14 protein-coding genes are annotated in these 20,542 nt (G+C 41.6%); 4 read left to right on the forward strand and 10 right to left on the reverse strand.

Features of this window, described 5'->3' with window-relative positions; all coding sequences use genetic code 11:
- Positions 1-206 precede the first annotated feature (206 nt).
- The 10 genes from NSQ62_RS10805 to parE form a co-directional block, all read right to left on the reverse strand.
- On the reverse strand, positions 207-2,795 hold the full coding sequence (locus NSQ62_RS10805; RefSeq protein WP_341320151.1) for a VWA domain-containing protein: 2,589 nt from the start codon (positions 2,793-2,795) through the stop codon (positions 207-209).
- On the reverse strand, positions 2,779-4,527 hold the full coding sequence (locus NSQ62_RS10810) for a BatA and WFA domain-containing protein (protein WP_341320152.1): 1,749 nt from the start codon (positions 4,525-4,527) through the stop codon (positions 2,779-2,781). Before NSQ62_RS10810 ends, NSQ62_RS10805 begins: the two co-directional genes overlap by 17 nt.
- A 9-nt stretch (positions 4,528-4,536) precedes the next feature.
- Positions 4,537-5,409, reverse strand: a complete 873-nt coding sequence (locus NSQ62_RS10815; RefSeq protein ID WP_341320153.1) for a DUF58 domain-containing protein — start codon at positions 5,407-5,409, stop codon at positions 4,537-4,539.
- A complete protein-coding gene (locus NSQ62_RS10820; RefSeq protein ID WP_341320154.1) occupies positions 5,406-6,401 on the reverse strand; it encodes a MoxR family ATPase in 996 nt (331 codons plus the stop codon). Before NSQ62_RS10820 ends, NSQ62_RS10815 begins: the two co-directional genes overlap by 4 nt.
- Before the next feature lie 12 nt (positions 6,402-6,413).
- Entirely contained in the window at positions 6,414-7,826 is a 1,413-nt protein-coding gene (locus tag NSQ62_RS10825) for a hypothetical protein (protein WP_341320155.1), read from the reverse strand.
- Positions 7,827-7,838: 12 nt separating this feature from the next.
- Entirely contained in the window at positions 7,839-8,696 is an 858-nt protein-coding gene (locus tag NSQ62_RS10830; protein ID WP_341320156.1) for an ABC transporter permease subunit, read from the reverse strand.
- The gene (locus tag NSQ62_RS10835; protein ID WP_341320157.1) at positions 8,677-9,627 is read right to left on the reverse strand and encodes an ABC transporter ATP-binding protein; all 951 of its coding nucleotides are present in this window, start codon (positions 9,625-9,627) and stop codon (positions 8,677-8,679) included. Before NSQ62_RS10835 ends, NSQ62_RS10830 begins: the two co-directional genes overlap by 20 nt.
- Positions 9,624-12,005 carry a hypothetical protein gene (locus NSQ62_RS10840; RefSeq protein WP_341320158.1) on the reverse strand — a complete coding sequence of 794 codons (2,382 nt, stop codon included), beginning with the start codon at positions 12,003-12,005 and terminating at the stop codon, positions 9,624-9,626. Before NSQ62_RS10840 ends, NSQ62_RS10835 begins: the two co-directional genes overlap by 4 nt.
- A gap of 823 nt (positions 12,006-12,828) precedes the next feature.
- Positions 12,829-15,258, reverse strand: coding sequence for a DNA topoisomerase IV subunit A (parC, locus tag NSQ62_RS10845; RefSeq protein WP_341320159.1), 2,430 nt, complete (start codon positions 15,256-15,258; stop codon positions 12,829-12,831).
- Positions 15,255-17,231, reverse strand: coding sequence for a DNA topoisomerase IV subunit B (gene parE / locus NSQ62_RS10850; protein ID WP_341320160.1), 1,977 nt, complete (start codon positions 17,229-17,231; stop codon positions 15,255-15,257). The genes parC and parE overlap by 4 nt, the downstream gene beginning before the upstream one ends.
- A 387-nt stretch (positions 17,232-17,618) precedes the next feature.
- Here parE and plsY point away from each other — a divergent pair, with 387 nt between their 5' ends.
- The 4 genes from plsY to NSQ62_RS10870 all read left to right on the forward strand — a co-directional run bounded on the left by plsY (position 17,619) and on the right by NSQ62_RS10870 (position 20,391).
- On the forward strand, positions 17,619-18,221 hold the full coding sequence (gene plsY, locus NSQ62_RS10855; protein WP_341320161.1) for a glycerol-3-phosphate 1-O-acyltransferase PlsY: 603 nt from the start codon (positions 17,619-17,621) through the stop codon (positions 18,219-18,221).
- 255 nt (positions 18,222-18,476) lie between these two features.
- Positions 18,477-18,767, forward strand: a complete 291-nt coding sequence (locus NSQ62_RS10860; protein ID WP_341320162.1) for a hypothetical protein — start codon at positions 18,477-18,479, stop codon at positions 18,765-18,767.
- A 101-nt stretch (positions 18,768-18,868) separates the two neighbouring features.
- Positions 18,869-19,495, forward strand: coding sequence for a YitT family protein (locus tag NSQ62_RS10865; RefSeq protein ID WP_341323922.1), 627 nt, complete (start codon positions 18,869-18,871; stop codon positions 19,493-19,495).
- A gap of 125 nt (positions 19,496-19,620) precedes the next feature.
- Positions 19,621-20,391: an ABC transporter ATP-binding protein gene (locus NSQ62_RS10870; RefSeq protein WP_341320163.1), complete on the forward strand. Its 771-nt coding sequence runs from the start codon at positions 19,621-19,623 to the stop codon at positions 20,389-20,391.
- The last annotated feature ends 151 nt before the right edge of the window (positions 20,392-20,542 follow it).

Raw genomic sequence — 20,542 nt, forward strand, 5'->3', positions numbered from 1 at the left:
TCCACCACCTATGCCGATTATCCAAAGTTCTAACGTCGTTACTAAGATTTCAAACATATTAACACCTCCCTACTATAAATTTAACAAATTTTCAGATAGATATAGTTAAAATATTCATAAAAGAATATTGGACTACACGCTTTTTTTGTAAAAGTTCAAAAAAGCAGCTAGATTTGCACCTAACTGCTTATGAATTTCAAAAATACCTATTTACGCCCCCGCTTTAACTGCTCGACAATCGATCCAACATTTGAAACAACTGGCTGTTCCATATCCACAGTTGCTTCCCTCTTAGCTCTTGTCGGGAAACCGAAACGACGCATCGTAATATCAATAAAGAATAACAGGAGGGCTACAAATACAAGAAAATTAGCAATCATCCGCTGTTCGAAGCCTTTTGAATCAAATGCTCTAAATGCTTGTGCCGGACTTTCTAAAATCTGACCACCCGATGTTTTTGCGAGTTCCTCTAGCCACACCGCATTCGTATCTTTTGCCTCATATTCTTCGCTATAAGGCAGTTGCAGACCGATTTTTTGCATCTGACCAGCCTTGTTCGTCATGCTTAAAAACACAAGCCCTGGCTCTCCTTCTACTGCGACTTGGAGCTGACTTGCTGAACGCACATCTGTCTGCACGTTTAGCTCTTCACCCGTTTCATCAACGGCCACAACATCTAAAAACGCGGCTTCATTCGCCACATCTGTAATGGTGTAACGCCCCTGACCATTAGAAGTAACAGCATATGACACCTCATGATAATCTGGTAATAATTCGGTAATTGCTGTTTGCCAAAATACCTTCCAATTGGTCCAACTCGCCCAACTACCAGCCCAGCCACCACTTGCATCCGAAGTGAAAGCAAGTGTCGTACCTAGCCCATACTGCCATGAAGCGAAAACTGGGTCTTCCTTTTCACTCTCCGCAATGACCGTTGCTAAAGGCTTAGCGGTTGTTGCAATATAAGCATTCATTTCAGGCACACCGTCCATAAATAATGGCGCCCATTTTTCAGTTTCATACACGGTTGGATAAAATGGTTCATCAACAATATACGTACGTGTCATCATCGACGTTTCGCGAGATAAAATCGCAGGAATAGTCGATTCATCCACAACATCATAAAATCGCCCTTGTCCCATTTCACTTAAATTTTCTAATAATTTGCGGTCTGAATCCGCGCCAATGGCTACCGTCGATAAAGTGATCCCTGTATCGAAACCGCCTTCAACAAGATCCTTATAGCTCGGACTTGATGCGCCGTAGCCATCTGTTAGTAAAATAATATGTTTGCGCTGGAGCGATAACTCTTTTAAGCTGTTATACGCCATTTTAAGGGACGCATAAATTTCCGTCCCACCACCTGCAGGGATTGATAAGACATCCTCTTTTGCCTGCTCCTTATCTTTCAATACAGCGGTTTCAATAACAGGCCACGGACGATCGTCAAATGCAATGACTCCTAATGTATCATCATCTCGTAGTAAATCAATCGAACGCGCGGCTGCTTCTTTTGCTAAGAGCATTTTCGAGCCCATCATACTACCCGAGCGGTCAATGACAAGTACGAGCCCAAGTGACGGCATTTCCTTTTCGCCCTGAACATCCATCACGACTGGTAAAAGCTCCTCAATCGGTGTTTTATAGTATCCACCTAAGCCGAAAGACTCTTCACCACCTACCATCATAAAGCCAACACCAAAATGCTTAACGGCTTGCTCAATGACCTTCATTTTATCTTCCCCGACCTCATGTGCAGGCACATTATCAAAAATGATTGCTTGATAAGGTAAATAGCTTGAGAGCTGCGACGGCAAGTCGACAGAATTGATCACCGAGGTCGCAATTGTGTCCGTCCCAAGAATTTGTGGAATGGTAGACGGCTTCTCCTCCGATTGGACAATAAGTAATTTCGGCGCTGCTTGCACCGTTGTTACACTCGTCAACCGATTATTTTCGAGTATGGCATCCTTCTCTACCATCACTTGTGCTTCATATTTAATCAGCCCTGTTGCCGCGCTCACATGACGGAAGCTAAAGCGATTACTGCCCGCTTGCAAATCTATTGCTTGCTCGAGCATAGGCTCATTATTTTCATATAAAACAAGCGTTGCTGCCTGATCTGTATCGGCATGCACTGTCACGGAGAATTGTTGCTGTTCACCTTCAAATGCAAGTTGTGGCGTCTCAAAACGCTCTAGCACAACATCTTGCTTCACCGTTTTTTCAATTGCTACGACATCAACCGAAAACTTACTATTTTTAAGCAGGTTTGCCTGTAATAAGGCATCACCTGTCGTTTCATTCCCATCTGTCAGTAACACCAAACGAGCTGGCTTATTCGAATCAGCAATGCTAGTTGCTAATTTTAATGCTTCTTCAATATTGGTTTGCCCATTGTCCTTCAGCTCGGACAAAATTGGCATCGTCTCTACTGTTGGTGCAAGTAAGGCTTCTGTTTGCAAACGACTTGCAAACGAATAAACCCCAACCTCATGACGCGCTTCCTTCGCTTTCATAGCCTCTTCAACAAAGGTGATCGCCTGCGCCTCATCATGACTCGTTGAAGCAGAGCGGTCCACTAAAAACAGTATTTGCTCTTCTTCAATCGGCAGCAGCATATACGGGTTAGTCATAGCCAAAATAAGTAAAGAAATAGCCACAACACGCAAACTAAATACGGTAGTTTGTAAACGTTTAAACTGCTTATGATGCTTTTTCCAGACAAAGATAAAATAGCAAAGCATCGGAATGAACAGCACTAACCAAATGGGATACTCAATTCGTAAATCCACGACGTCTTTGCACCTCCCATTCTATGAACAGTAATACGAGTACGAGTACAACGAGCCAAAGCATCAATGAGTTGTGCCCATCCTCAATTTGTGATGTACCCGCAATGGAGCCTAATTGGTATGTTTCACCCTGTGTAATCGAGCGCTCCTCTAACCCAAGTTCGACGGTAAAGTAACGTAATTCCTCTTCAGCAGTCATTTCATAAAAGCCAGGCTTACTTGGTGCCACAAACTGCTTCCCGTTACTAATCGTTTGCAAAAAGGCTCCGTCCTCATCAAAAATAGACCAGTCATTCTGTGGAATCACAATGGACGCACTCTGAAGCGGGCTAAATGTGCCTAAATGCTGTGAATGACTTCCAATTTGCTGAATCGCACTCCACAAAAATAACGGAAACGAAGGATGTAATGGCCAATCTGTTTCCTCAATATCTGCCAGAACAATAATATCGCCTTTATTTGAAAGTTGAATAAATGGCTCCTCATCAACAGTTGCAATCGTTTCGAAATCTTCAAAAGGTGGATACAGTGTTTGGATATAAATCTCATCAAGCGCACTAAAGTTAAACAGTGGATGATTTGATGATTGTGCAAATTGCTGTACAACCTTACCTTCTACATCATCCCGCCCGATTAGCAGTAATGGCTGTTTTTGCTCTAAGTAGGCCACTTTATTCGAGACGATTAGTCCGTCTGTAGCCGTACTAGTTAACTCTTCCTCATTATAAAAAACGACCTGGTCATAAACTGAGGTAAATCCTTTTTGAACGAGCGCATGCATCGCAGGATCTAGTCGGACTTCCATTGATGGTGCTTGCAACAACGTCGACCATGTATTATCCGTTGCGTAGTCATCGCCTAGTTCAATCATCGCTGTCAGTGCTCCACTCGGCGCTAAATCCGATAGCACATGGGAAGTCGTCGCGTTTGGCTCAATGACGAGTTGTTCTTCTTTTACTGTTCCTTGTGCATTCGATATTATCAGCTTTAGCTGTTGTGCTTCATCCATTTCATTGGTAATTTGTACAAGTGCCGTCACAGAATCCTCTTGTTGCATCGCTGCAAATTTTGTAAGCGCCACATTGTTCAGCTTGTCTGTTTGTCCATAGACATGCCATTCTACCAATTCACTATCCACTGGTAATGCCGCCTTTTCTAGTGCATCTGTAAATACATAAACGGAGGTTGCCGTTTGCCCGATAAATGACTGCACCACGTCAATCGATTTAGGTAACTGTGCGGTTTCATACGTAATATCAACCTCATTTAACTTTTGTAGCACTGCCCGACTGCTTTCTTCTTGTCGTGTGATAATTTGCGGTTGACTTCCAGTTGTAATAAGCGTCATCGGCATCCCATCCGCTTGTTCAATGAGGCGTTTTAACTCGCGTTTATGTTGCTCTAATAAAGGCTCGTCTTTCCCAGCAAGCATGGTAGCGGATGTATCGACGACAAAGATTACCTGTTGCCCTTTTAGTTCCTTAGTCGCTATGTACGGATTCATCAACGCAAACATGAATAACAACAGTGCCGCCAATTGTAAAAACAGCAGGATATTTTTTTGCAGCCGCTTTATATAAGGGGAGGCTTTTGTTTCGTGCATCGCCTCTTCCCAAAAGAGCGTAGATGAGACGACTTTTTTTGTATACTTCTTGCGGAAAAAATAATACAGCAGGACGATGAGTGGGAACACAATCATCCAACTATTTGCTATTTGCATAAATCCCATCATTCATCCTCCTTACTGTACCCAGTTCGCTTTTTTCAAGCGATGGAAAAATACGTGTTGAAAGCCTTCTTCGACTGGTACTTGTAGGAGCGCCACACCATACTTTGCACACAACTGTTCTAATTGCTGCTGATGCTTTGCCTGTACCGCTTTATACTTTGTCAGTACACTTTGCCCCATCGTTACGTTAACGTGTGCACCTGTTTCAATATCCTCAAGTTCCATATCGCCAAGATACGTCGGATTCAGTTCTTCTTCGTGCACGAGCTGCAACATGCGCACATCCCCAGCGTACTTAGGCAGCCTCTGAATACACGCTTCGAGCTCGTTTATCGGTTCTAATGCATCCGTAATTAGGAGAAGTACCGTTTGTCCCTTTGTTAAATAGCGATTCACGCCTTGTGCAAACGAGCTTTTCATAGAAGGCTCAGCAATATCTAGCATCATTTGTGCAAAACGCTGCTTATACACACCGCCTTTTTTACGAAATGGGATGACTTCCTGATCCGAAATTACCGAACAGGTTAATCGGTCGTCATTTAATAAAACAAGATGGCCTAAAGCTGCCGTTAACTGCTTAGCTAGTTGCCACTTTTCCAGTGTTGCCATCGATTTCGTTCCATCAAGTAACAGATGGACACGCATTTCCTGCTCATCTAAAAAGCGCTTAATATAATATTTTTCGGAGCGTGCAAATACATTCCAATCAATTTGTCGTACATCATCCCCAACGTGATACGCACGGTAATCACTAAAATCCATTGAGGCTCCAAAACGGCTAGAACGATGCGAGCCCTTATGTTGCCCGCGCAACTTTGATTTCGAGCCTAGTCGCATCGCACCAAGCTTTTTATACACGTCACCTGGTAGTAACAACTTCGTCATACCGCGACCCCTTGCTGAATTTTTTGTAAAATGATATCTAAGACACTGTCAGGAGTTTGCTCTGCCGCCTCCCCCTCATAATTAAGAAGCAAACGGTGGCGTAGCGCGGGCTTTAAGACCGATTTAATATCTGCAACAGACACATGGAAGCGACCATTGACCAATGCACGTGCCTTCGCTAATTTAATAACGCTTTGTACTCCACGAGGTCCACTGCCATACTGAACATATTGCTTTACTTCGGCAATGGACTGCTCCGCATCAGGATTTGTTGCCATCACTAAATCAACCGCATAGCTTAGTAGTTCTTGTGCTATCATGACTTCCTTCACCATTTGCTGGGCGGTTAACAGCGTTTGTTGATCCATCACTTTTGATAATGCAACAACACCCGAGCCTGTTGTACGCTCCATAATTTGCATAAGCTCCTGCTTTGACGGATACGGAAGCAGTACCTTACATAAAAAGCGGTCGAGCTGAGCTTCTGGTAATGGATATGTCCCTTCCATTTCTATTGGGTTTTGCGTGGCTAATACAAAGAATGGTCTTTCCATGGGCTTCGTATCACCTAAAACGGTCACGGTTTTTTCACCCATTGCCTCAAGTAGCGCACTTTGTGTTTTCGGCGTTGCACGGTTAATTTCGTCAGCGAGCACAATTTGGCTAAAAATTGGTCCTTTTTGAAAGGCGAACTGTTGCTTCCCGTTTTCTTGTCGTTCAATGATACTTGTTCCGGTAATATCGGCCGGCATTAAATCCGGAGTAAACTGGATGCGCGAAAAGCTTAAAGATAATACATCCGCAATTGTTCGCACGAGCATCGTTTTCCCTAGCCCTGGTAAACCTTCTAATAGCACATGGCCATCTCCTAAAATGGCATAGATGGTATAGTCAACAGCCTCTTGTTGTCCGACAATAAATTTCCCGATTTCTGCGCGTACATCGGAAATAAGGGCACTCATTTCTGTGTATTCATTTGCTTCAAACGCCATTCTTATAGCCTCCTACTTTTCGATTGATGTAAAATATTGTTGCACCATTTGCTGTAAATCATTTGGCAATTGCAGGCGCTCCGTCGATTGACGATAACTTTCTTCATATGTCCCGATTACATCTGCATAGGGCCGTACCTCGCCTTTTGTTGCAGGGACCGTTCCTTTTTCTTTGATGCTTTCCCCTTCATTTTGAATGCCGCTATCTATGGTTTGCTCATTCGCTTCACCAACACGCTGCGGAACCGCGATTAAATCTCGCCCACCTGAGCCCGAGCCACCACGTAGGCCGCCTTGACTACCTGAGCCTTGACCACTCCCACTTCCCTGTCCTGTTCCTGAGCCTTGGCTTCCTTGACCTTGACCAGATTGTCCTTGCCCTTGACCGGATTGCCCCTGACCGCTCTGACTTTGGCCATTTTGGTTCGTATTCGTCGATGATGACGATGCTGTGCCATTTGACTGACTGTTCGTTCCATTACTCGATTGCCCAGCATTTGACGATGAATTGGTGGATTGATTCGTACTCGTATTACTAGACTGCTGATTGGATGCGCCATTCGTTTGCTGATTCATACTGGCGATTACTTTTTGCGTCGTTAAATCAATTGGCTTGCCAAGCGTACTGATTTGCGACTGCGCATTCGATGCACTTTTTGCTAACGTTTTATTCACTTCTTGAAGTGCGGTTAACTCGCTTTTTGCCGTTGTTTGTTGCTCAAGTGATTCTGCTAGTAAATCCTGACTTAACTTGGCTAGTTCCTTTTGGGTTTTCACGAGCTCTTTTAATGCTTGCTCACTCGTTTTCGCTTCCTCTAATGCCTTTTTAAGTTCTGCCAATTGTTTTTTTGCTTGTTCTGGAATGGGCTTATCTAGTTGCTGTTTCGTGTCTTTTTTAATTGCCTTTGTAATCGCGCGGTCTGCCTCGATATCCTTTGCTTCTTGCTGCGTGGCTGCTGGGAACACCAGCAGTAACAGGAACAATATGCCTGTTCCAAGCGCATAGGCCAACACCTTTTTTTGTAGTACTTGCTTTGGTCGTTTACGAAACGCTGACAGTACTTGGTCGATTTGACTTTCCGCTTGCGTGCGTAGTGTCGTTAATAATGGATGCTGTTCCTTAGCGGTTAGTACCGTCACAAGCTCATTATGTGGATAAAATTGATCGAGACGTAGAAGTGCGTCTCGCTGTTTTGGTCTCTTTACAAGCACTAGAAGTATTGGTGTAACAAATGCAATGCCTCCAAGGAGTATCGCGATTTCGCTATAATACGGAAGCACAAAGAAACGAGAAATCATATAAACTAACGTAAGAGAAAGGACTGCATAAAGCAGCCCTTTTTGAATCGCACTATAGAGTTGCTCGTAAGTTAAGGCACGGCGAGCAGATGCCACTGCTTTCCACAGTCTTCGTTGTCCGTCCATCACGATTCCTCCTTATCCGCGCTTCATATTCACGCGTAGCTTTTTCACTGATAAAAACAGCATTAAAGCTGTTAATGCGACATAAAAAATTAAATACGGAATCCAAATCGGTAGGTCAATACCAGTCATCTCCGTTAAACCAATCGATAGGTCGCTCGATAAAGTCGTTAATACTAAAGCACCTGGGTTTATACTAGCCCAAAAATAAGCAATGGGTGAAGTAGGTGATGCAGCTCCGCCTGCCCCTAAAAATCCCGTTGTCTCATTGATAATTAGCGTGACGAAGAAGAAAAATGCAGTAAAGCCTGCTAAAAAAACCATCGCCCCGTAAGTAGTAATCATCGCGGTAATTGTTCGCTTCGTAATCGTTGAGAGGAAAATCCCAATACTACCAACTGTAATCATCGTCACAAAATAAAAGAAAAAGATGGTTAACAGCTGCATTGGCGAGACACCACCGAATAAAAAGACAACACTGTAAATGGGTAATCCAGCGATTAGCAGGAAGCCTAAAAAAGCAATACAAGATGTCAGCTTACCGAATACAATTTGCCATGAACTTTGTGTCGTCATCAGTAGCATATTTAACGTTTGTTTCTCACGCTCACTACTAATCGAGCCTGCTGTAAGACCTGGTGTAATAAACAAGATGAGCGCCATTTGAATTATCGAAAGCATTAAAAACATGTAAAAGCTTTCCGATGGGCGTAAATAACCACTGCCATTAAAATTGGTGACGATTAAAAAGAAGCCGGCCATAAAAATTAACAGCGCCGCCAAATACGTCAGCATGCCGGTTATACTTTTAAAGAAACGGAAACGTAATTTCAGCTCCTTCATTAAAACTGGATTATATAGTTTCTGTAGCATTCGCTTGTGCCTCCTTTGTGATGGCCATAAAGACATCCTCTAAATCCTTTTCAACTTCCGTCGCACTATAAATGCGGAAGCCTTTTGCGAATGCCTGCTGGAGTAGCGTAATTTGCTCGTCACGTGAGCCCTTATAGAAAAATGTAAGCTGTTGTTCCTTTTCTGACACCTCAATCGCCGTCACATTAGGATTTTCCTCAAAGAAACGCACGGCCTCTTGTAAGTCACCATCTAACTTTAAAATCAATTCCTTATCACTCATCAGTTGTTGCTGAATCGTTGACACGTTACCACGCGCAATCAATTTGCCGCGCTCGAGAACGCCGATTTCATCACACATTTCCGCAAGTTCTGGTAAAATATGCGACGAAATTAAAATCGTTTTGCCCATTGTTTTCAAATGCTTTAAAATATCACGCATTTCCGTTCGTGCACGTGGATCTAAACCGGATGCGGGTTCATCTAAAATGAGCACCTTTGGATCGTGAATGAGTGTTCGGGCAAGACAAAGGCGCTGCTTCATTCCGCGCGATAATAAATCCACATAGGTATAGCGCTTATCCGTTAAATTCACAAGCTCGAGTAGCTCAGGAATCAAACGCGCGCGATCTACGTGCGTTAATCCGTAGCTTGCGCCGTAAAAGTCTAAATACTCATCGACCTTTAACTGATCGTATACCCCGAAAAAGTCAGGCATATAGCCCAAATACTTGCGCGCTTCTGCCGGGTTTTCCACCACATTTACCCCATTCACAAACGCCTGCCCACTTGTCGGTGCAAGTAGTGTCGATAAAATTGAAAAAGTTGTCGATTTACCCGCTCCATTTGCCCCAACAAAGCCAAATACCACACCTGCATCAATCGATAAATTGAGATCTTCTAATGCCATAAACTTGCCGTATTTTTTTGTAAGTCCCGTAATTTCAATCATTGTTGTGGCGCTCCTTTCAATGTAAAGGTAGGCAGATTAATACTAGACCCATCCTCACGACCAATACGCGATAGTTCAAATATCAGCACATGATTGTCATTCATATAATCTTGAACATTCTCGGTAATCGTTTGCTTGCCTTGTTCGAGCATATCAGTCTCTCCTGTTTTCACATTCACGAGCCCTAAATTATACACATTATCATCATAGGCTACCGCAAGTTCAGTCCAATTGACCGACTTTAAGTTTTCCGCTATCGAATAATCATATGTTAACTGGAATGTTCCTTCTGCAATATAGGCCGTATTACTCGCAATATTTTCAATATGACCCCAACTATTTCCATCCTTTGCTTCTAACTGTGGAAGGGCATCCTCATTTGTCATCGTCAATTGCTCTGCCATTACAACTTCTGGTTGAAACGGCTTTACAAAATAACTCAGTGTACTTTGTGTACTACCTGTTTTTAATGTAACCGGTACTAATGAAACATCCGACCAACCGATTAATAACGGGCCGAAATGGGAAACATTCGTATTAATGGCTGCCTCCTGCAACGTTTGTTTGCGCTGTTCGATTAAATCGATTGTCGGCGTATTATTATAGCCATAGTAATTCGCTTGACTATATGGCTGAGACATAAATTGTCTCTTCACCGCTACATCTACATTAATAGTGTCACCGGCATTGACTGCGCCAAGCTCAATGACTTCATTCGCTGTTAATACACGCAATCCATGTAAATCCACGGGTAGCTCGTTGGTAATCGTACCTGTCAGCTTCAAGTTTTCAATTTTTAAATCTGTGATGAGCTTGCCTCCAGCTTCAATCGTTGTTTCACCTATAATCGACTGAACTGACCAATAATTCATATCACGCAGCGTTAACATTTTTCCATCAGCTGTTTCTTTTACATACGATTTCAAGTGTAAGCTTACCGCATTCAAATCCGATGAGCCGGCTGCGATTGCTGTCGTCCCATTTGGCACTTGATAGTCAAAATCACCAGAGCGGTTTGATAGCAATGCATTTGAATACGAGCCAATTAACGTGCCGTCCTCGCTCACTTCAAACAGCGCCATTTGTTGAATTTGAGGCTTGAGTATACGGTCTCTTGCGCCAAATGCAAAGAATAATAGAGAGGTAACAATCGCAATGATCGGTACATACAGCCACATTTTTTCGCGTTTGTCCTTACGCTTCAACACCATATACAACACTGGACCAATTAACAGCATGTAAACGATAATCCCCGCGATTAACAGCCAAGAATTTAGTTTGAATGTTTCGAATAATTCGTTGACATGCGACCAGTGATTCGCTTTTCCGTAAGCGGGTTGCGAATAGTTTTGATAGGATGGATTTATGTTTATTTGTAGCGAATCTACTAATAAACGTCCATAGCCTGATAACTCTGTAAGTTGTGGGTCATGTAATGGATAAGCAACTTGCACGACATCTCCGCGCCCTATCGATTTTTTCGCAGCAAGCACAGTTTCGCCAATTTTTACAGTCGAAGTCGCACCTTGTACAGTACTTGCTTCCTGCACATCCACCGATGCATCGACAGAGCCTGTCTGGGTATATTGCTTAATGTCGTCTTGTAAAAGCGTGACGTCCTTGCCGGTAAATTGAAGCGGTAAATGCTCTTTAAACACCCCTGCGCCATTTTGTGCAAACGCATTAGAGGTAAACATTACCTGTCCGCCATGCTGCACCCATTGATACAATGCTTCTTGCTGCTTTTGCGATAAATCCTGTACAGCAATATCATCAAATACAATCGTATCGAGCATTTGCAGTGCACGGTAATCCTCAGCTAAATACGGACTATTTTTTTGCTCAACATATAAAATATCTAACTCTTCACTGAAAAACAGTTTGATGCGATCGATTTTTGAAACCTCATCTTTTCTCGTCGACACTACCATCATCATTTCTGCCATTGGATTGAATATACGCGGACTTACATAATGATCGCCCTCATAGTCAAGTTTTTTTCCTTTTTCAATGCCACCTTCATAAAAATGAAACATATCCTGAACCGTTTGCCCTGAATACATAAAACGGTCACTAAAGCCGTCTAAATAAATCGTAAAGGTTTTAGTTTCCCCCATAGCGATGTCAACTGGGTAGACAAGTGCAGAGCCTATATTATATTGGACCTCTGCATCTACGACCAAATCTCCCGAAAAAGCATCTCCGTTATTTGTAACAGTTAAATTTAATACAGTGGGCATGTCGATTTTTATACGGTTGTTAATACCAATTTCCGCATCCACATGTATCGCCGCCTTCGCCAATGCCTGTTTTGGCATATAAAGGCCAACCCCTATGAGTAATACACAAAATAATGCAACCAACCAATTCTTTTTCACGCCACCATCTCCTTGTTATGTATATCAATTAGTACGTAATTGATTTAATAAAGTTTCATATGTTCTGTTTTTTCAGAAAACTAACCCTTTTACTTTAGCATCATTTTCCATAAAAATGGTGGAAATTAAGAATATCTTAAGAAATTATTCAGAAAATAGCGTGCGGAATTAGAAGCATAATTTGGGGATGACAAAGTTTTATAAATATGATGGGTACTTTTTAATCTGATCCGTTGTGCTCGCTGCGGGGGAAGCGCGTTGACTAGCGTTAATTTTAAACTCATGTCCGTTGTACTGCGCTCCGGGGCAGGCTTTTCTGGGGGCTTGGCTCCAACTAACTTTTGATGCCTCTTACGGTGGCATCAAAAGTGGATTTTCCGCGCGCGCTTAATCCCCTAGAAGTCCGCCCCTCCACTCCGTACAACTCTATTCGTTGAAGCAGGCAAAGTTCCTTTTAAAATAGTGCTACTTATAATCAACGGTAATAAAAAAGAACCTTTTCAATAAATTACTATTCAACCAGCAGAGCATTGATTTAAGCAGATTCAATAAAAAAATCGTCACTTTTTCACCATCCGCCGCCTCGCGATAGCGCAAGCTGCTTAATTTGGTGTTCTTCACTTTACTTTATAACGAGGGAAAAATTATACGATTGGTGGGCCTTGCAAACGACAATAAAGGCAGCTGTCTGGCCGTAGCCCGCCACTCAATCAAGTAAAATTTTATTAGAAAAAGAGAATCCATTTCACGGTGTTTAGCACATAATGACGCTTGCTATGAAAATGAAAAAAGCAGCTAGGCGCTTACACCTAACTGCTTTTTTTTATTCTGTTTTTTCTACAAATGCGCGGACAATTGCGCCGTCATTATCTGTGTCAATGCGTAACGAACCATTTGAATAACGGTCCGCACGTGTTAAGTTCGTGACAGAAATCGATTCCTGTACACCTTTTTCTGTTTCAATCGTAAAGGTATTTCTAAAATTCACGACTAAAATTTTGAAAATACGATGTGGATTTGCTTTTAATTCTTTTAAAATCACAACGCCGCGTTTTGCTCGGTTGCCAAGCTCAATTTCACTTACAAGCATACGTTTCACTGCTCCGCGCTGTGTCACAATAATTAACTCTTGGTCTTGCTCAGGGTTTAATAGAACAACGCCTGCTAGCTCTTCGCCCTCTTTTACAAGCATCCCTTTCACACCGGCCGTTTTCACACCCGTTACAGGTAGATCATTCATCGGGAAGCGGATTGTGTAGCTTGTGTTCGTAGAAAGTAAGACTTCTTCGGTTTCTTTCACTAGACATACGTATATTAACTCGTCTTCAGGTTTTAAATTCATTGTCTTAATTGGCTTCGAATAACGCGTTACAACGTAATCTGCTAGCGCGGAACGCTTAATGAGGCCATTCTTCGTTGCAGTAAAGACAAACACATCTGGTTGTTCAAATGTATCAATGCCAATTACCTCAATGATTTCTTCGTTTTGATCAAGCGGCACAATACTTGAAATGTGCTGGCCTAAATCTTTCCAGCGAATATCTGGCAGTTCGTGAACCGGTTGATAAATGTAATTGCCCCGGTTTGTAAAGAGCAGCATGTGATGTTGCGTATTCGAATGTGCTTCGTATAACAGATAGTCCGATTCTTTCATCGCAAAATCCTTACCATTTGAAGCATTATGCGAACGAAGACTTGTACGTTTTACGTAGCCATCTTTCGTAACCGTCACAACAACCTCTTCACTTGGTACTAACACATCACGCGTTACTTTGATTTCCTCGATTTCGGCCTCAATTGTCGACATACGTGGTAGTGCAAAGCGTTTTTTAATGTCTGCTAGCTCGGTTTTAATAACACGAATCAATTTCTTTTCATCCTCTAAAATCGCCGTGAATTTCACAACTTCCTTGTTTAATTCATCTTGCTCTTCTTGAAGCTGCGTAATATCCGTATTCGTTAAACGATATAATTGTAAGCTCACAATCGCTTCCGCCTGTACTTCGGTAAATGCGAATTTCTCGATAATGTTGTCTTTTGCGTTGCGTTTATCTGTAGAAGCACGAATCGTTTCAATCACTTGATCTAAAACAGATAAAGCCTTCATTAAGCCTTCAACAATATGCAAGCGGTCTTCGGCACGCTTTAAATCAAATTTCGTACGACGACGCACGATTTCCTTTTGGTGATCGATATATGCATCGAGCATTAAAGGTAATGTCATCATCATTGGGCGACGATTATGAATCGCAATCATATTAAAGTTATACGACACTTGTAAATCCGTTGATTTTAATAAGAAATTTAGAATCCCTTGTGCTTGGATATCTTTTTTCAGCTCAATGACAATACGTAAGCCGTCACGATCTGATTCATCACGAATTTCTGAAATGCCGTCTAAACGACGATCGTTAACTCTTAGCTCGTCCATTTTACGAATCATATTTGCCTTATTCACTTCAAATGGAATTTCACTAATGACGATTTGTTCTTTGTTACCTTTTAACTGCTCGATTTCAGTACGTGAGCGCACGATAATTTTGCCTTTACCTGTTTCATACGCTTTTTTAATGCCATCAATACCTTGAATAATCCCACCTGTTGGGAAGTCAGGTCCTTTAATGACGGTCATTAATTCATCGACCGTGCAGTTTTTATTGTCTAAGCGCATTAATACTGCTTCCAGTGCTTCTTGTAGGTTATGCGGTGGAATATCCGTCGCATAACCAGCTGAAATCCCTGTTGCCCCGTTGACAAGTAAGTTCGGGAAACGCGATGGTAATACCGTTGGCTCCATGTCCTGATCATCAAAGTTCGGCACAAATTCAACCGTATTCTTATTTAAATCACGTAAAAGCTCACCTGCGATTGCAGATAAACGTGCCTCTGTATAACGCATCGCAGCAGGTGGGTCCCCGTCAACTGAACCGTTGTTCCCATGCATTTCAATTAGCATGTGACGGCTTTTCCAGTCCTGACTCATACGCACCATTGCTTCATACACCGATGTATCTCCGTGTGGATGGTAGTTACCAATTACGTTCCCGACTGTTTTCGCCGATTTACGGAATGGTTTCTCGTTTGTGTTGCCTTCGGTGAACATCGCAAATAAAATACGACGTTGTACCGGCTTTAGACCATCACGCGTATCTGGTAATGCACGGTCTTGAATAATATATTTTGAATAGCGACCAAAACGGTCACCCATTACTTCTTCTAGTGGTAAATCTTGAAATTTCTCTACAAAGCTCACTCTTCGTTAACCTCCTCATGCTGGATGAATTCATTTTCTAAAATGCTCGCATCCTCTTCCATGCCGAAGTTGACATTCTCTTCAATCCATTTACGGCGCGGTTCTACTTTATCTCCCATAAGTGTTGTCACACGGCGATCTGCGCGTGCACCGTCCTCAATTTTTACACGAATTAATGTACGTGTTTCCGGATTCATCGTTGTATCCCATAATTGGTCGGCGTTCATTTCACCAAGACCTTTATAGCGCTGCAACATGTAGCCTTTACCGATTTTTTTGATTGCGCCAGCTAATTCGTTTTCAGTCCAAGCATACTCAAGCACTTGCTTTTTACCTGCACCCTTTGACACTTTGTAAAGTGGTGGTAAGGCAATATACACTTTCCCCGCCTCGATTAATGGTTTCATATAACGATAAAAGAACGTTAACAGCAGTACCTGGATATGCGCACCATCTGTATCCGCATCGGTCATAATGACTACTTTGTCATAAGCCGCATCTTCTACAGAGAAATCTGCACCAACTCCAGCACCAATCGTATGAATAATGGTTGAAATTTCTTCGTTTTTCATAATGTCATGAAGCTTGGCTTTTTCAGTATTAATAACTTTCCCACGCAGTGGTAAAATCGCTTGGAACGTACGGTCACGCCCTTGTTTAGCTGAACCACCGGCAGAGTCACCCTCTACTAAATACAGCTCATTTTTAGCCGCATTTTTAGATTGTGCAGGTGTTAATTTACCTGATAATAATGTACTCGATTTTTTCTTTTTACCGTTACGTGCATCATCACGGGCTTTACGCGCAGCTTCACGCACCTGCTGGGCACGAATCGCTTTACGAACAAGTGAACCTGATAACTCTGCGTTTTCTTCAAGTACATACATCAGCTTTTCAGAAACGACTGTATCGACTGCAGAACGCGCTTCCGATGTACCAAGCTTGCCCTTTGTTTGCCCTTCAAATTGTAATAAATTTTCCGGAATACGTACGGATACTATTGCTGTTAAGCCTTCGCGAATGTCCGTACCATCTAGGTTTTTATCTTTTTCCTTTAGTAAACCGATTTTGCGTGCATATTCGTTAAACACACGTGTCATGGCAGCTTTCGCACCCGTTTCATGGGTACCACCGTCACGCGTACGTACGTTATTTACGAACGACAAAATCGTTTCAGAATAACCATCGTTAAACTGGAACGCAAACTCAACTTCCATTTCTTGCATTTCACCCTCAACATATTTAACCGGGTGCAATACATCTTTATCTTCGTTTAAGTACGAGACAAACGCCTCGATACCGCTTTCATAAAAGAATACTTCCTGCTTTCCTTCACCGCGTTCATCAATGAGCTCAATTTTTAAGCCCTTTAATAAAAACGCCGATTCTCGTAAACGTTCCGCAAGTGTATCGTAATTATATTTTGTTACAGAGAAAATCGTTGGATCCGGTAAGTAATGAACTAATGTCCCGTTTTCCTTCGTTTTTCCGATAATGTCAAGTGACGTCGCAGGCTTTCCACCGTTTTCAAAACGTTGCTTATACACTTGTCCTTCACGATAAATCGTTACTTCTAAAAACGTAGATAGCGCATTTACAACCGATGAACCAACACCGTGTAAACCACCACTTGTTTTATAGCCACCTTGACCGAACTTACCACCGGCATGTAGCACGGTGAAAATTACTTCAGGCGTTGGCTTCCCCATTTTATGCATTCCTGTAGGCATACCTCGACCGTAATCGCGTACGCTAATGCTGTTATCTTCATGAATTTTCACGATGATATGATTCCCAAATCCAGCAAGTGCTTCATCCACCGCATTATCGACAATTTCATACACTAAGTGGTGAAGACCTCGGCTATCAGTTGAACCAATATACATCCCTGGTCTTTTTCGTACGGCTTCTAAACCTTCTAATACTTGAATGGCATCTTCATTATAAGAAATACCAGTTTGGTTTTTTACCAAATGCAATCCCCTCCACAAATACAAACAAACGTTCTATTTCAACTTAATCGTAACGCCAAAAATACTACATGTCAATGTTCGACGTACACGTTTAAGCTTTGCAATGACTAATTGTATCATCAAAAATGTCCCTTTAAAAGCATATCCTCTAATACTTTTTCAGTAAATGTAACTTTTTTCCTTTAAATCTCATTTCATTCGGTCAATTGGCATACGCTAATAAAAAGTATTGTGTTCGTTTTCAAAGTGTTTTATTATCGATTACGCATGTTCGATTTGAATGCATTTTACAATACCTCTTTTCTTCTAACAGAAAACGGTGTAAAATAATCATTACATACTATTAGTACCAACTAATAATTCTGAATTTCGAAAGGAGCACAACAATTGATCAATGCTTTAATTATTATTTGTGCTTATTTAATCGGCTCGATTCCATCTGCTTTATGGATCGGCAAAATTTTTCACAAAACGGACATTCGCCAGCATGGTAGTGGCAACTTAGGAACGACAAACACATTTCGCGTATTAGGGAAAAAACCTGGTATTGCGGTACTTTTAATTGATATTTTTAAAGGGACAGCAGCAGTACTATTACCGTTATTACCAGTGTTCGGTGACAGTACTGTGCATCCACTAATTTTAGGGATTATTGCAGCAGTAGGTCACATGTTACCGATTTTCGCTAATTTCCGTGGTGGGAAAGCGGTAGCAACAAGTGCGGGGATTCTATTAGGATATAACTTACCGTTATTTTTAGTGTTATTAGCAGTATTCGTTGTTTCATTAAAACTAACAAAAATGGTCAGCTTAACATCCATGATTGCGGCAGCTACTGCACTTGTTTATGTAATTATTTACTGGATTGTTACAGGAGAATTCGCATTATTTATTTTAGTCGTATTCTTAGCGGGCTTTATTTTTTATCGCCACCGCGAGAACATTTCTCGTATTAAAAATGGTACTGAACCAAAAATTAAAGGTTTTTAAAAAGTATGCTGAAAGCGAAAAAACTTTCAGCATACTTTTTTTACGGCTATAATAAGAAAAGCGCTAAAGCGCCCTTTTAGCTGCGACAAGCACTGGAAGAAGGCTCATAGCGTGCTTGCCACGCGTAGAGAATTCTGAAGTGCCTCGAGCAGCTGGCGCTTTAGCCTAGACACTGTGACAATGTAAAATTTTATATTTTCTTATATAATCAGATTAGCAACAATTTTTGACATAATGAATTTTGAGGTGATTGGTATGGAAATTAAATTATCACAGCAAGCAATCGAGTGGTTCAAAGAAGAAATGGAAGCCGAATCAGGCGATTACATTCGTTTTTACGCCCGCTACGGAGGCTCTTCCCCATTTCATGAAGGCTTTTCACTTGGGATGAATCGGGAGCAGCCGCATGAAGTAGGCATTGAAACCGTCTCCCAGGACATTCACTTTTATATTGAAAAAGCCGATGAATGGTTTTTTAATGACCATCATTTAATCGTCGATATCGATACAAGCAATGATGAACTAATTTATAGCTACGAGAAATAGTTTAAATTTTTTAAATATATTGTAATTCCTAATTTGGCCCTTTCCATCGTTATAATAGAAAAAGTTGAATTTATACGAACGATGAGGGATTACAATTGAACGTGAAACAAGGATTTTATTGGCGCTGCGTATTTTTTATTACCGGCATAATTATTTTATCACTCGGTCTGGCATTAACAATTAAAGGACAAGTTTTAGGTGTTGGCTCATGGGACGTGCTGCACTTAGGGTTGCAAATGAATTTCGGCTTAACTGTTGGAACCTGGTCAATTATTTTAGGCCTAATCATTTTAGCGATTGATGGCATTTTTTCAAAGCGTTTGCCTAAAATCGGGACGTATTTAGATATGTTTTTAACAGGGATTTTTGTGGATATCTTTTTATACGTACTACCCGATTTACACAATATCACCGAGCAATCATTAGCATTTGTTGTCGGTGTCATCTTACTCGGCTTTGGATGCGGGATGTATATGGTCGCGAACTTAGGCGTTGGTCCTCGTGACACACTTATGTTACTGCTCGTACACCGCTTAGGCTGGAGCGTCAATCGCGCACGTACCACGATGGAAGTATCCGTAGCGGTCATCGGCTTTGTTTTAGGTGGTCCAGTGGGCTTAGGTACGGTGTTTATGGCTTTTGGTTTAGGTCCTGTCGTACAATGGGCACTGAAATTAAACGAAAAGCTCTTTTTCCGCGCTTCTGGTACGGAAAGTGCCGTTATATAAAATTACGAGAAAGCAGACAAATACGTTTGCTTTCTTTTTTATTTATACTTATTTTTATGGTAATATTTGCAAATCACTTTCACTTCCATCTAAAAACAGGCATAGTTAGTATTGGGGGTGCGAAGATGATACATATTGAAAATATTAAATTATACCGCAACGAAAAACTGATTTTAGACAATTTAAACTGGCACGTCGAAAAAAATCAACATTGGGCAATTTTAGGGTTAAATGGCTCTGGGAAAACAACCTTGTTGAAAGTCATTAACGGCTATATTTGGCCAAATGAAGGTTCTGTACAGGTTTTAGGGGAAACGTACGGAAAAACGTATATTCCAAAATTACGCAGTCGTATCGGTTGGGTAAGCAATGCGATGATTGACAATTTTAACTGGCAGGACAATGCCATTGAAATCGTGCTTAGCGGCAAATTTGGGGCACTTCGTTTATTTGAAGATGTAACGAATGAGGAAATCGATCAAGCCTTGCACATTATGAAGCATTTTAACTGTGGTGATTTGGCCAATAAGCCATTTGAGTATTTATCACAGGGGGAACGTCAGCGTGTACAGATTTCTCGTGCATTAATGGCCGAACCCGAAATTTTAATTTTAGATGAACCATGTGGCGGCTTAGATTTAATTGAACGCGAAAATTTACTACAAACGATTGAGCAAATTGTTGGTCGTGAAAACTGCCCAACACTGATTTACGTGACACATCATGTTGAAGAAATTTTGCCCTGTATTAATCATGTATTATTGATGAAGGACGGTCAGGACGCGGCTTCTGGTCTGCGCGAAGAAATCTTAACGGAAGCTGTATTAAGTGAGTTTTTCGAACGTGAAGTGAGCCTGCAATTTGAGCGTGACCGCGCTTGGCTTGCGGTAAAATAACGGTTTAAAATAAAATCGCACTCAGACGATTTGGATGGGTAAAGACCTTATTAAAGGTCATTTCGATTCGTCTGAGGCGCGAATTACAAATGTAATAAACAGGTAAAAAACGTCTGAAAATCTCGCTTTCCAGACGCTTTATTAATGTTAA

The sequence above is a fragment of the Solibacillus sp. FSL H8-0523 genome, from assembly GCF_038051985.1.
GTDB lineage: Bacteria > Bacillota > Bacilli > Bacillales_A > Planococcaceae > Solibacillus.